Annotated in this window: 8 protein-coding genes; 2 read left to right on the top strand and 6 right to left on the bottom strand. The window is 50.0% G+C overall.

The features are described 5' to 3' along the window. Positions 1–128 precede the first annotated feature (128 nt). Positions 129–1,286 carry an acyltransferase gene (locus tag DWW90_RS19925; protein ID WP_122346232.1) on the top strand — a complete coding sequence of 386 codons (1,158 nt, stop codon included), beginning with the start codon at positions 129–131 and terminating at the stop codon, positions 1,284–1,286. A 126-nt stretch (positions 1,287–1,412) separates the two neighbouring features. On the opposite strand, the gene DWW90_RS19930 is transcribed toward DWW90_RS19925, so the two are convergent. From DWW90_RS19930 to DWW90_RS19945, 4 genes are all read right to left on the bottom strand, one after another. Next, positions 1,413–2,669 carry a TolC family protein gene (locus DWW90_RS19930; RefSeq protein ID WP_122346233.1) on the bottom strand — a complete coding sequence of 419 codons (1,257 nt, stop codon included), beginning with the start codon at positions 2,667–2,669 and terminating at the stop codon, positions 1,413–1,415. 144 nt (positions 2,670–2,813) lie between these two features. Then, positions 2,814–5,939: an efflux RND transporter permease subunit gene (locus DWW90_RS19935; protein ID WP_122346234.1), complete on the bottom strand. Its 3,126-nt coding sequence runs from the start codon at positions 5,937–5,939 to the stop codon at positions 2,814–2,816. Between the two features lie 6 nt (positions 5,940–5,945). Beyond that, a complete protein-coding gene (locus DWW90_RS19940; RefSeq protein WP_122346235.1) occupies positions 5,946–7,055 on the bottom strand; it encodes an efflux RND transporter periplasmic adaptor subunit in 1,110 nt (369 codons plus the stop codon). A 55-nt stretch (positions 7,056–7,110) separates the two neighbouring features. Next, on the bottom strand, positions 7,111–7,458 hold the full coding sequence (locus tag DWW90_RS19945) for a hypothetical protein (RefSeq protein WP_122346236.1): 348 nt from the start codon (positions 7,456–7,458) through the stop codon (positions 7,111–7,113). A 146-nt stretch (positions 7,459–7,604) separates the two neighbouring features. Between DWW90_RS19945 and DWW90_RS19950 the strand changes: the two genes are divergently transcribed. Next, the gene (locus DWW90_RS19950) at positions 7,605–9,149 is read left to right on the top strand and encodes a M28 family metallopeptidase (protein WP_122346237.1); all 1,545 of its coding nucleotides are present in this window, start codon (positions 7,605–7,607) and stop codon (positions 9,147–9,149) included. 85 nt (positions 9,150–9,234) lie between these two features. Here DWW90_RS19950 and DWW90_RS19955 read toward each other — a convergent pair whose 3' ends face one another. Next, on the bottom strand, positions 9,235–10,767 hold the full coding sequence (locus tag DWW90_RS19955; protein WP_233547847.1) for a RagB/SusD family nutrient uptake outer membrane protein: 1,533 nt from the start codon (positions 10,765–10,767) through the stop codon (positions 9,235–9,237). 18 nt (positions 10,768–10,785) lie between these two features. Next, positions 10,786–14,124, bottom strand: a complete 3,339-nt coding sequence (locus tag DWW90_RS19960) for a TonB-dependent receptor (protein ID WP_233547849.1) — start codon at positions 14,122–14,124, stop codon at positions 10,786–10,788. Between the last annotated feature and the right edge of the window lie 312 nt (positions 14,125–14,436).

Raw genomic sequence — 14,436 nt, forward strand, 5'->3', positions numbered from 1 at the left:
CATTGTAAGGAAAATGTAAAAGAACTACCCCCCCAAGAAATATCGGGTGAGCCTAAATAGGACTTTTGACACATCCCCTGTTTTGATGCCCCCCTCTGTTTGTAATATCTAATTCAAAATCAACATCCATGTCAGAAACAGTAATCCCTTCAGCCGCCTTTGCAGATAGCAAACCCCATTACGAACTCCTCGACGGCTTGCGTGGAGTGGCAGCCCTGCTGGTTGTCTTCTACCACATCTTCGAGGGCCTTTCCTTTGCCGCCGGAGGGACTCCGATTACAACCATCAACCACGGCTACTTAGCTGTCGACTTTTTCTTCATCCTCTCCGGCTTCGTCATCGGTTACGCCTACGACGACCGCCTGGGGAAAACGATGACGACCGGAAACTTTTTCAAGCGACGCCTGATCCGTCTTCATCCGATGATCATCATGGGAGTGATTTTAGGGGCGATAGCCTTCTTCATACAAGGCTCCGTCCAGTGGGACGGCAAGCACGTGGCGGTCTCGGCCGTGATGTTGTCCGCACTCTGCGCGATGTTTTTCATCCCCGCCCTGCCCGGTGCGAGATATGAGGTGCGTGGCAACGGCGAGATGTTTCCGCTCAACGGCCCGAGCTGGTCGCTCTTTTTCGAATATATCGGCAACATCCTTTACGCCCTCTTCATCCACCGCCTTTCCACCAAAGCCCTGACCGTGCTCGTCGTCCTGTTAGGCGCAGGGTTGGCGGGATTCACCCTTTTCGATGTTTCGGGATATGACATGATCGGTGTGGGCTGGACGCTTGACGGTGTGAATTTCCTCGGCGGTTCCTTGCGTATGCTTTTCCCCTTCTCGTTGGGAATGTTGTTATCCCGCACCTTCAAACCGTTCAAGATGAGAGGCGCTTTCTGGATCTGCTCGGCCGTCCTGCTCCTTCTTTTCTGTGTACCTTACCTGAAAGCAGAAGTTCCTTTCAGCCTCAACGGACTTTTCGAAGCGATCTGCATCATCCTTGTTTTTCCGGTCCTTGTCTGGTTGGGCGCTTCGGGCAGGACAACGGACAAACGTTCCACACAGGTTTGCAAATTCTTAGGTGACATCTCCTATCCTCTCTACGCCGTCCACTACCCGATCATGTACCTGTTCTACGCCTGGCTGATAGACAACGAACTCTACACCTTCGCCGAAATCTGGCCCATGGCAATAGCAGTCTACGCAGGTAGTATCATTTTAGCTTACCTCTGCCTGAAACTTTACGACGAACCGGTAAGGAGGTGGTTAAGTAAAAGGCTCTTGAGAAAATGAATGTATCACTTTTGGCTTGATCTTTTGGCTTCCCTCTCGAACGTCGTACGCTTCAACTTCCTGTTTACGACTTCGGAAGCACGAAAGGTCATCCATATTGATCAAAGCGAAGCACCCAAGCCGCCTCTATAGTTCTACATCCCAAACCCCGGCGCTCTTCTCCAACTCAACCAAAGCGGTGCTGTGGTTAAACAACGTTTCGATGTATTGGGCTTGCACGTCGTCATACGTCCGTTGCGCATCCAGGACTTCCAGGAGTGAGACTTCACCCCGGTTGTAGCTGTAGATTTTCCCGTCTATCACTTCACGCGCCTGGCTAAGCATACCATTCTCGTAATGCTCCACCTGTTTGGAGAAAGACTGGTAGCTGCGATAAGCCTGCATCACCTCTGTCTGCACCTGCAATAAAGCCTGCTGGTATTGCGTCTCGGCCTGTTGCTCGCGGAAGCGGGCGGCACGGACTGTCCCCTTGTTGAAATTGGAAAACTTCAAGGGGATGGCAACACCTGCCGTCACCCCGGTAAAGGGAGGAGCAGGCGCTTCTTCGTTATGCACCCGGGCATTGCGGCTGACAGCGATGGAAAGATCCACATCCGTATTCCGGTCGCGCCGGGCCACTTTCAAGGCACGGGAAGCGACTTCCTTATTTTTGAGCGCGGCAACCAGATCGGCCCGGTTCTCGACCGCATTCGAAAGCAGATCGGCCATCACAAACTCGCGCGGCGATATGCGCAGGACGGCTTCCGGCTGGAAAAGGGTATCGTGGGCAAGCGTACCGGTCAGGAGGTTCAGATTGGAGAAAGCATTCTGCAACTCAGCATCGGCCTGTAGCAGTTCGTTATGCAGGATTCCGGCTTCCAAGCGGCTCTGTGTAGCATCGATCTCCATGATTTTCCCCAACCGATAGCGTACACTGTCGCTTTCGGCAAGCTGCCGGATCGTCTCGTAGGCATTCTCTTTTACCTTGTACAGTTCGTATTGCTTCAAGGCTTCCAAATAGGAAACGGTCGCTTCGGCACGCAGGTTACGAAAATAGTCGGCAAGCAACGCCTTCGTCAGTTCGCTTTCGCTGCGGGCAAGGGCGATCCCCGCACCACGCTTGCCGAAACTGAAGGTCTTGCTCAATTCGACTTCCACACCTTCTCCCATCTGAAGGTTGTTATTCTCGTTATTATAATAAGAGACGGCCAGATTGGGATCATTAAACACTTTGGCTGCCGTCACCTCCGCTTCAGCGACATTCACGTTGAGCCGTTCGGCAGCATATTCCAGATTCCCTTCCGCCACCTTTTCCATATACTGGCGATAGGAAAGAGGGATGATCTGCTGGGCTGAGGCTGTCAGCGTTGCACACAGGCAGGCGATAGATATGTATAGTTTCATTTGTCTGTTTATTCTTTAATATTCAACAATAGCAAAAAAGAAAAGAGCGGTCTTTGCTCCGGGCATCGGATGTTACCGCATCGCACACGACGATATTACCACATCGGTCACTCTTATGTTACCACATCGCCGTTGACGATGAACTCATAACAACGACTCCCCGCTACCGATGCTTTTATCCACTTCGCGGAGGGGTTCTTTGTCGAGGTAATGTTTTTCTACCATATAATAGAGAGCCGGAAGCACATACAGGGTGATGATTGTCGCAAACAGCAGACCATACACAATCACCGTTGCTAACGGACGCTGCACATCCGAACCGATACCGGTACTGAGGGATGCCGGAAGCAATCCGAGCACGGCAACCGTCGCCGTCATCAGGATCGGGCGGAAACGGTGCTTCGTTCCGGTAATAACCGATTCCTTGAAATCGCGTCCTCGGGTACGCAGGTTATTGATATGCGAGATCATAATCACCCCGTTCTGGATCGCGACACCGATCAGGGCGATGAAGCCGACTGCGGACGACACATTCAGCGTCATACCCCGCACATTCAGCGCCAGCATACCGCCAAACAGCGCCAGCGGAACCACACACATCATCAAGGCTGCCTGCCGGAACTTGCCACAAGCGGCAAACAGCAGCAACAGCATGATCCCCAACGCCAACGGCACGACAGCCGCCAGACGGTTATAGGCACGATGCTGGTTCTCGAACTGTCCGGCCCATTTCAGATGCACTTGTTCATGATCGTACTTCACATCCCGGTCGATTATCTTGTTCGCCTTATTCAGGAAAGCCGTCAGGTCGACGCCACGCAGGTTGACGCGGACAGTCAGGTGACGCTTGTTCATCTCGCGGGTAATCGTGCTCGCACCGGTCGTCATCTTGATAGCGGCCACCTGCGAAAGCGGGATCTTCGTTCCGGCATCCGTCGTCAGCAACAGGTTTCCGATCCGTTCGGGAGAGTTACGGCTGGCGTCGTCGAAGCGACAGATCACATCGTAGCTCTTACTACCGACAAAGATTTGGGAGATTGCCTTCCCTCCGATCGCCAGCTCGATCAGGTCTGCCACATCCGAGACGTTCAGCCCATATTGCGCGATACGTTCGCGGTCGGCAATAATCTGGAGCTGCGGAAGAGGCGGTTCCTGATCCACGGCCACATCGGCCGCTCCCGGGATCGCCTTCAGAACATTGGCCACCTTATCGGCGATATGGCGTGTTTCGATTATGTCGTCTCCATAGATTTTCAGCGCCAGGTCACTGTGCGCACCAGCAATCTGGTCCATCACCATGTCGATGATCGGCTGTGAGAAACCGACAGAGTAGCCCGGCATGGTAGAGAGCTTCTCAGACATTTCCTCGATCAGGTCTGCCTTTGTCTTCCCATACTTCCAGGTGCTGTAGGGTTTCAGACCGACACCGACTTCTATATGCGACAGGGAGAACGCTTCCGCCCCCTCGTCGTCACGGCCTACCTGCGTCATGACATACGACACTTCTTCGAACTGCTTCAGTGTCTTGCGCAACTCGGCTCCCATCTCCTTCGATTTCTCGATCGAGATTCCCGGAGGCAGCTGCACCTGAACCCAGATCGCCCCTTCGTCCAACGGCGGCAGGAAGTCTTTCCCGACAGTATAACTTAGAATACCGGCACCGACCAGGATCAGGGCCAACGGCAACAACACTTGCTTCGGCTTTTCCATTAAAGCCGTAATCTGCCTGTTATAGATATCCGACAACTTTTCCAACCAGCGGTTATGATACTGCTTGCGCGGCTTGCGGTAGGCATAGAATGCCAGTCCCGGAATCAACAGCAAAGCCACACATAAAGCGCCCAACAATGCATATCCGACCGTATAGGCCATCGGTGTAAACAGCTTCCGCTCGATATGTTCAAAGGCGAAAAGCGGAAGATAAGCCGTGATAATAATCAAGGTGGAGAAGAAAATAGGCCGTGCCACTTCCGTCGTACGGCGCAGGATCGAATCCTCCGTCAACACTTCGTCCGGATGCCGTTCGCGCTTCTTCAGCACCGTTTCCATCATCACGATCGCCCCGTCCACCAGGATACCGAAGTCAATCGCTCCTAACGACAACAGGTTCGCCGGAATATCGGTCAGATGCATCAGGATAAAAGCGATCAACAGGGATAACGGGATGGTCAAAGCCACCAGTAACGCCCCGCGCCAGTTCCCTAAAAAGAGGATCAGCACCAGGATAACCAGCACCATCCCTTCGAAAAGCGTATGCGAGACGGTATGCAAAGTCGTATTCACCAAGTCCGTCCGGTCCATAAACACATGGATGCGGGTTCCTTCGGGCAACGTCTCATTATTCAGTTCCTCGACAGCGGCATGCACGCCTTCCAGCACCTGCGACGGGTTTTCGCCGCGCAACATCTGGACAATGCCTTCCACACCGTCGGATATATCGAGCGTACCATCCATGAAACCTAACACGCCTTTACGCTCCAGGTTTCCATATTTCAGGCGTCCGAGGTCGTTCAGGTAGACCGGCACGCCGTTCACCGTCTTAATCACGATCCGCCCCAGATCATCCAAGTCCTTCACCAACCCGATTCCACGGATCACATAACTCAAGTTACCCCGGCTCAGCATACTGCCGCCGGCATTCACATTGTTCTTTTCGATCTTCTCGGTGATATCACCTAACGTGACGTCGTATTGATCCAGCTTGTGCGGGTCCACTTCGATCTGATACTGGGTCGTAATACCACCATAGTTACTGACATCGGCAACGCCGGTCACCTGTTTCAGGCGCGGAATAATCACCCATTTATGCAAGTCAGTCAACTCGCGGCGGTCCAGGCGGTCACTTTCCAGCACATAACGGAAAATCTCGCCCGTCGGCGAGGTCAGCGGATTCAGCCCCGGCACAGCGTCGTATGGCAGTTCCACATCGACCAGACGCTCCTGCACACGCTGGCGCGCCCAGTAGTCCTCTATCCCGTCATCGAAAACCAATACGACGGTCGAGAGGCCGAACGTATTCTTACTACGCATTACATTCAATCCCGGCATCCCGTTCATGGCACGTTCAATCGGGATACTAATCTGCTGTTCTATCTCCTCGGCAGCCAGTCCCGGCACCTGGGTGACGACCTGCACCGTCGTATCGGCAATATCAGGATAGGCGTCTATCGCTAACTTCGTCCACGAATAATAACCGACAACCGCCAGAAACAGGAACAGGACGAACATCAGGCCTCGCCGATGTATCGCCAGATAAATGATCCTTTTCATAGCGCCTTACCGTACGTCTATTAAGTAAAAAGCTCCGGCAGTCACAATCTCGTCGCCGGGAACCAATCCGGACAGGATAACCGTCTTCTCATCCTTGCTGACGCCTGTCTCGACCTTCTGTTTCCGGTAGTTATTACCGCCCAATGCCACCAGCACGTAGTTGGCGTCTTCCTCCTGCAAGATTGCGGAAGTCGGGATACGGACCACTTCGGCCGCCTTGTCACTCAGCTTGACCATGCCATACATGGCCGGTTTCATCAGCCGCTCACTGTTATCGCATTCGATCAACACTTCCACCGAACGGGTGTCTTCGTCCAGCATCTCACTGATATGATAGATCTTTCCCGTAAACGGTCGCTCCGGCGCTCCGACCAGGCGTATCTCCACGTCGTTGAGTGCCTGTACCAGCCGCATATCCTTTTCCTTCACGTGAGCAACGACCCATACTTTATTCAAGTCGGCAATCACTGCAACCGGATCGGCATCTTCTTTCATGTACTGTCCGATGACGATGTTGTCCTTGACCACCTCGCCGGCGATCGGCGAACGGACTACAAGCGGCTGTCCTAACACCAATTCGTCGGGATTGATCTGGAACACCTTCAGGGCTGCTTCCGCATTTTCGTAGTCTTTCTTTTTCAGTTCGTAATTCACTTCGGCCTCTTCCAACTCTTTCTGGACGCCGACTTTATTTTGCAGCAGGTCTTTTTCGCGCTTCAGGCTCTTCAACGCCAGTTCCATTTCCTGCTTGGCCTGGTAATAGTCTTTTCCCGTTTCAAAGAATGTCGGGGAACTGATCTCAAATATAGGGCTGCCCGGCACGACCTTCTGCCCCAGACGGACAAAAGACTTGCTGATACGCCCGGCAAACGGCGAAGCGATCTCCGCATAGTTCGCCGGAATAGCTTTCACCACACCGGATGTACTAAACTCCATACTATAGGGTTCGCTCGTCACCTTTTCTGTTTTCAGGCGGGACAGGATCGGCGAGTTCGCACCGATCTGTATCGTATCTCCTTTTAATGTCACGGCAATAGCCGCCTCATCGTCCTGCCGGTTTGAATGACAGGAGCTAAATACCATTGCCGGGAGCAACAGTAAAAATATTCGTTTCATATAATGTAAGTAATTATTGCGTTTGATTATAAATCTTCTTCTCTATACCTTTTTATTATATGAATACAGGAGGGGCACGCAGGTTTCTGTGGCGGATAATCCGGAAAACAGAGTTATAAATGTTTTGTAGTAGAAATGTTGCAAGAAGCACCCACGCAATGCTGAACGCAAGGACCGGCATCTCTTCCAATATAATATCGTTCAGCAGATTGATCGTTTCAAACGCAGCCGAACTATGCTCATGCAAAGGCTGGCCGTCCTGGCCGGGCAGGTACGGATGCGAGTGAATAATCGTATAGGTAGGGAAATGATGGACGTGAGTGAAGGCAATACCTCCTGTGTAGTAACTGATAAAGAGCACTACCAACAGGTACTTCAATATAGAATTGCGAAACAACTTCACTTGCCCGGGATTTTGTTTACAAAGATACTTATTTATTTCTGTTATTTCTATATGAACCTGTTACGTTTATATGATATTTCCTTAAAATCTATTTGGAACACGTGCTTTTTATCTCTTAATTTGCATCACTATAAAAACACACAAAGATGAAAAGAGCGTTACTTATTTGGGCGGCTATGGCATGCATGGCTGTCAATTCTGTTCCGGCACAGGAAGCGGCCGTCAACAAAATCATTGAAATCGGACAAACAGATAATCAGGTGATGGACCATCTGGACGTATTGACCAACCGCATCGGAGGACGTGTGATCGGTTCGAACGCCTATGACAATGCCGTCGACTGGGTCGCCTCGAAATTCAAAGAATGGGGATTGGAAGTCGAACTGCAGGAAGCCGGTACACTGCCGGTGGGCTTCAACCGCGGTCCCTGGTTCGGCAAACTTTTAGGCGAAAACGGGATGGAACTGCATTTCGTCACTCCTTCCTACACGGCCGGAACCAAGGGCGTACAGCGCGGACACGTCGTGCAGGAACCGCTTACGCAAAGCGAGTTCGACCGTATAAAAGGGCAACTCAAAGGCGCATGGGTCTTGATTAACGGCAAGAACGTCGGCTGGCCTGTCGACCGTTCCGCCAAGGGCGATTCCATTCGTGCCGCCATCATTGCCGAGAATAACGAGGTTGCCAAAAAGAACCGTCAGATCATGGAAGACAACTGGCGCAACAACACGAACACCCCGCTCCTTCCCATGAAAGAAGATGTGCCGGCACTGTTCTACAAAGAGATGTGTGAAGCCGGCGCGTTAGGCTTTATCCAGTCGGCATCAGTTCCGCTGCGTGCGCTCTACGATAAAGCAGTCATGCACGATCCGACTTTCACGTTCGACAACCTGCCGACTGTTTGTGACATCAAGCTCGACGAACATCAGTATGCCACCATCAAGCAGATGGTCAAGGAACGCCGCACCTTCTTCCTCGAATTCGACATCCGCAACCATTTCCGGATGGGCCCGGTGAAATATCATAATGTAATCGGAAAGATCAAAGGCACTAAATATCCGAACGAATATGTCATGGCAAGCGGCCATCTGGATGCGTTCGACGTGGCGACAGGCGGTGTTGATTGCGGTTCCGGCGTAACCCCGGTTATGGAAGCTGCCCGTATGATTATGAAATCCGGCGCAAAGCCTAAACGGACGATGCTGTTCTGCGCCTTTGCCGGTGAAGAATTCGGCCTGCTCGGTTCTACAGCCTGGGTGAAAGCGAATAAGGATAAGTTAGACAAAATCTCCAACCTCTTCAACCGCGACGGCGGTCCGACACCTCCGGTAGGTATCGACGTTCCGAAGGCCATGTATAAAGATTTCATCAAGATTTGCGAGCCTATCAAGAAAATCCGCCCCGACTATCCGTTCGAAGTAAAAGAAGCCGGCCCTTTCACCAAGCCGACACAACCGGGAGGCACGGATGCTTCCGTCTTTGCAATAGAAGCAGTCCCCACCATCGACTTCAATGAACAGGATATCAAAGGCTATAACTTCAGCTACGGCGAGATCTGGCATACCGAACGCGACACCTACAGCAAGAGCATCCCGGAATACCAAGAACAGGCTGCTACGGTGATGGCGATCGTAACATTGGGCGTTGCCAACCTGGACCACCTGTTGTCACGGGAAGGACTATACAAGTAACGCTTGAAGAGGGCGTATCAAAATATTAGAACTTACTTTTGACACGCCCTCCTAAACATTTCATCTGCTTATTTTCAATGTCCGATCAATATCCCGGATTCTGATACATTAATTCCGGATTCAACTTATACTCGTCGAAAGGAATCGGGTAATAGATATCCTTCGTACCGAAATTCTTTATATTGGAGATGCCATAATCATCCTGTTTCTTATTATGGATGTAAGTAACCAACTCGTTCGCCGTAAAGAAGCGAAGCAAGTCGAACCAGCGATGGTTCTCGAATGCCAGTTCAACCCGGCGTTCATGGAGGATTGCCAGTTTGAGAGTCGGGCATAAGGTCTTATAAGCGGCATTACTTTGCATTGCCGCATAACCCGGCATTCCGGCACGTGCACGCACCTCATCCAGATAACCGATAGCCGCCGTTTCGTCCCCCAGATACATATTGACTTCCGCCAGCATCAGAACAACATCGGCATAACGCATCAATATCCAATCATTACCACCATATCCCAACGTCCCGGCAGCATCGCTGACATCCCGGAATTTCGTGATAAAATAGGACTTGGCAACCGCATCATCCGCATATTTCACCGACCATTCTTTACGAAAATCCGTTTCTTCATACTCCTTTACGATATCCGTATTCACATAATTACCGGCACCGGTCGATTTCTTCTGGGAGTTTATCGTTTCGCCTTTTGCCTGGTTGTTGGCAGCGATGGAGGAGTAATAATCCTTATCCCCCTGTTTGTACACAATCTGGAAGATAATCTCCGGGCAGGTCGACTTTTTGGACACATCAAACACATCCTCGTACGGGATTTCGCTCAGTGAACCGAACTTACGCATGCCGTAACACATCTCCAGATAGCTCTTCGCCTGCTGAAGATACGAATCTTTGTTTCCATCGGACAAGGTCGTCGCCATCGTCAGGTAGACCTGTCCTAACAATCCGCTGACAGCGGCTTTACAAGCCCTTCCCTTCCCCGACTCCGGCTGGATATCCGGCAGGTCGCTGTTCAACGCATCTTTCAGGTCCTGCACGATTTGAGCATACACCGTTTCTTTCTTTTCACGGAACGTATTGGCATTGATCTCCTCCGTTGTCGTCAAGTAGGTCGTGACCAAAGGCACGTCTCCCCATTTGCGTACCAGATGAAAATAGACTAAGGCGCGAACAAATTTGGCTTCTGCCTTATATCTCGTGCGGACCGCCTCATCTTCAAAGGCTACCTCATCTATATAAGTCAGCAGGAAATTACTGCGGGTTACTGCCGTAAACATCGCCACCCAATGGTTCTTCAAATAGGTATTACTGGACAACAAGGAGAAATCGGTAAACTGGAAAGGCTCACCTGAGCTGGACTGGTTATCCAGACGTCCCATATTGTCCGAACGCTCTTCCGTGAACATAGTACTCCCTTCTCCCAGGCAGTTGTTGCTCCTTAAAGCCAGATAAACGCCATTCAAGGCCCGTTCTGCATCATTTTCCGTCTGGAAATAAGATTCGGCAGCGATCTTGTTCGGGTTTTCCTGTGTCAGGAAACCTTCGCACGAAGAAAAGGATAAAAGCATGGCTGCCAATGCCGTCGATATTATAATATTCTTTTTCATTCTACTTATTTTTTACAATTAAAAAGATAACTGGATACCTGCATTGTAGGCACGTACCAGGGGATATTTACCATAATCCACACCCGGCGTCAGGTTTGAACCGTCATTATAATCCACCTCCGGATTATACCCTCTATATTTTGTAATGGTAAACGGATTATCCACAGCGACATACAAACGGATATTACTAATATACCCATTCGCAAAACGTGCGATGCCGGGAACTGTATAGCCAAGCGTTATATTCGTGCAACGGAAGAACGAACCATCCTGCAGGTAGAACGTAGACAGACGGGTACTGTTGCTCTGCGTACCGCCACGTGAAGAACGATAGATCCATCCATTGCCGGGGTTTGCCTCATTCCGGTAACGCTCGGTCACCACTTTATACTGGTTGCCGGAACCTTCCATATTGAAGATATAATAGTCCTGCCCGTCCAACACCTTGTTGCCATAAGAGCCGTTAAACGATGCTGCCAGGTCGAAATCCTTGTAGCGCCCGCTCAAGTTGAAACCATACGTGAACTTCGGATGCGGTGAACCGATAATCTGTTTGTCGTCATCATCCACAACCCCGTCTCCGTTCACATCTTCGAAATAAATGTCGCCGGGAGCTAAAGCCGTTGTCTGGGACAAAGAGCGGGCCGGACCTTTCAGGACATAGCCTTCCGGGAAAGATTTGGTAGAACTGTTATAATATTTATCGTCTTCCGCGATATTCGCCATATCCGATTCGCGCACCATGCCGGCCACCTTGAAACCATAGAACATACCGATCGGCTGTCCCTCTTCTGTGATATGTGTCTTATAGGAACGTTCCGCACCATTGGTAATAATCGTATTGCCACCGCCCAAATCCATCACCTTGTTACGGTTTACCGAGATATTGCCGCTTAGCTTCAGCTCATAATCCTTTCCGGCAAGGATACGTCCATCCACCTGGATATCAACACCCTGGTTACGGATTTTGGAATCCGGAAGGTTTGTCAACATGGAAGTCGTACCCGAAATGGCGGAAACAGGCTGTTCAAACAGCAGATCACGCGTATAACTCAGGTAGTAGTTGGCAGACAATGACCAGCGGTTGTTCATGAAAGACCAGTCGAAACCGGCGTTAAACTGCGAAGTCGACTCCCATCCCAAAGCCTGGTCCTTAAATGCTCCCGGATACATCGCCGAATTGACAGAGCCATTCCCCATCACGACGCCCGTCGGCGAACTCATCACCTGTAAGAAGTTATAATTCCCGATATCGTTATTTCCGCTCATACCCCAGCTTGCCCTCAACTTCAAAGAAGAAGAACTGCCCAGCCTGTCTTTATAAAAAGATTCGTTCGAGATCGTATAAGCACCGGATACAGACGGGAAATATCCCCATCGATTCAAAGGTCCAAAGAGCGAAGATGCATCTCCACGAAAAGAAGCCGTCAGATAATATTTATTGGCAAAGTTATAATTCAAACGGGCAAAATAGGAAACCATTGTCCAGATAGACTTTAACGTATTGTTAGTCAGCGTCAGATTGCTGGCATCCGCCCCATGGCCGGTCACTTCCTTAATATGGTCGTCCTCAAAACCGGTTGCCTTGACTTCCACAATGTCTCTTTCGTTCTGTTGCAACGAATAACCGCCTACGCCACTGAAGTTATGAATATCATTCCAGCTTTTATTATAGCTTAGCGTAAACTCACCCAGGTAATCCCTTACTCCCGTATTTTTGGAAAGGGCATATGCATCGGCCTTAGCTTCGTCCGAGTAAGGGGGATTGGCTCCGCTGCTCAAGCTGGTCGGCTTATAAAATTCATACTTCTCATTATAATTGTACATGGCCAAGTTCGCTTTGAAGAAGAGGTTCTTGACCAATTCGTATGTACCGAACACATTATACGTATTCCGCATTCCATCCCGCGAAATCTTTGTTTCCGTAGCCAGCGCCACCGGGTTCTCGATCTGCTGCATACCATACGCACTCGAATAGGAAGCCATTTCATTTTTGACCAAATTGCCGCTGTCATCATAACAGCGGAATATAGGAGCGTAAACCAGTGCGCCCAATACAGGTCCCTGGTTAAAGCGGCCTTCCTGGATTTCATGGTTCCAATTCGCCGACATGGAAAAATTCACTCCCAACTTCAACTTCGGGTTTACATCTATATCCAGGTTGCTGCGCAAGTTCGCTCTTTTCTGGCCGGTAGACAAGACGATACCTTCCTGGTTCTGGAAACCGCCACTCACCTGGTAACGGATACTTTCACTACCACCCGAAACAGAAACAGAATGACGGTGACTGGGGGCGTTCCTGTACAACTCGTCCTGCCAGTCCGTATCGTATTTCGGATCCAGAATTTCCTGTGTGGCGAAATTATACATGAACTCCGGAATCATGGCAGCACTGTTGCTCGATCCCAGACGTTGGGCACGCACCTCGTTGGTATCGCCGAAATAAGAATCGTTCCATTCCTTACCGGCATTCAGCAACAGGTTCTTATACGCATTGTTATGGCCTTCGACATGAAGCTCGGCAAATTCACGCGCATTCAGCATATCGACCTTCTTTGCCAGCTGGTTGACACTGAACTGGAAATTATAGTCGACACGCGCTTTGCCGGTCTTCCCCCTTTTGGTCGTGATCAAGACAACACCGCCGGCCGCACGGGAACCGTAGATAGCGGCGGAAGCTGCATCTTTCAGCACTTCTATAGACTCGATATCCTCCGGATTTATAACAAGATCTTCATTGGAAGGATAACCGTCAATCACATACAGAGGGTCAGAGCTTGCATTAATGGAAGCCGTACCACGCACACGGATCTTCGTTCCGTTGTAAGGGGCCCCGCTCACCTGCGAAATCTGTACACCTGCCACCTTACCGACCATACTCTGTCCTACGTTCGGTGTTGTCAGGTTCAATTCTCCGGCTTTCAGGCTGGCAACAGCACCGGTCAATTCTGTTTTACGCATGGTCTGATATCCGACCACAACCACTTCATCCAGATTCTGGCTATCTTCTTCCAGCCGGATAGACAGCGTTTCACCCGTCTTTGCCGGCAATTCTTTCGGATTAAAACCGATGTAAGATACAACAATAAGTCCCTGCTTATTCTGCAAAGACAATGTGAACTTACCATCGATATCCGTAACAGTCCCATTGATCGTTCCTTTCTCGACAACATTCGCTCCAATAATCGGCTCGCCATTCATGTCCGACACAACTCCGCTAACCACAGCGACTTGCTGGCTGACAACCATACGTTCGATCGATCCTTTTGCATCCAGAGGCGAAGCAAACAACGGATGTATGCCGGCAACACCAAAGAACAAAGCAGGCACCGCAAAAGCCAAGTACTTTCTTTTCATCCTTCTCTTTTTTAATTTTACACAGTCTTATTTATTTTTCGCCTGCAAAGAACTTTAAACAATATTGTCAAGGTATAACAAAGGCATTAATTTTATATTTCAGCCAATCGGCAACAAAGCTAAGCGTCAACTATATTTTAATACAATAAGCCCCCTAAGATAGTTGAATGTTGAAAGTTAAGAGTTGAAAGTTAGAAAGGATCGTATTTAAGAATATTTGAATCAATAACGGATAAACGCCGGTCCTCTATTGCATGTTTGACTTGTACGGAAAAAAGTTTACACAATTAGAAAATAAAAATGTGTAAAGAA

This window comes from Parabacteroides sp. AF17-28 (assembly GCF_003479205.1).
Classification (GTDB): Bacteria; Bacteroidota; Bacteroidia; order Bacteroidales; family Tannerellaceae; genus Parabacteroides; species Parabacteroides acidifaciens.

What these genes read in the sequence shown, in the direction of transcription:
- DWW90_RS19960 (WP_233547849.1), bottom strand. Translation starts at nt 14,124, where the DNA reads ATGAAAAGAAAGTACTTGGCTTTTGCGGTGCCTGCTTTGTTCTTTGGT.
- DWW90_RS19940 (WP_122346235.1), bottom strand. Translation starts at nt 7,055, where the DNA reads ATGAAACGAATATTTTTACTGTTGCTCCCGGCAATGGTATTTAGCTCC.
- DWW90_RS19925 (WP_122346232.1), top strand. Translation starts at nt 129, where the DNA reads ATGTCAGAAACAGTAATCCCTTCAGCCGCCTTTGCAGATAGCAAACCC.
- DWW90_RS19930 (WP_122346233.1), bottom strand. Translation starts at nt 2,669, where the DNA reads ATGAAACTATACATATCTATCGCCTGCCTGTGTGCAACGCTGACAGCC.
- DWW90_RS19950 (WP_122346237.1), top strand. Translation starts at nt 7,605, where the DNA reads ATGAAAAGAGCGTTACTTATTTGGGCGGCTATGGCATGCATGGCTGTC.
- DWW90_RS19935 (WP_122346234.1), bottom strand. Translation starts at nt 5,939, where the DNA reads ATGAAAAGGATCATTTATCTGGCGATACATCGGCGAGGCCTGATGTTC.
- DWW90_RS19955 (WP_233547847.1), bottom strand. Translation starts at nt 10,767, where the DNA reads ATGAAAAAGAATATTATAATATCGACGGCATTGGCAGCCATGCTTTTA.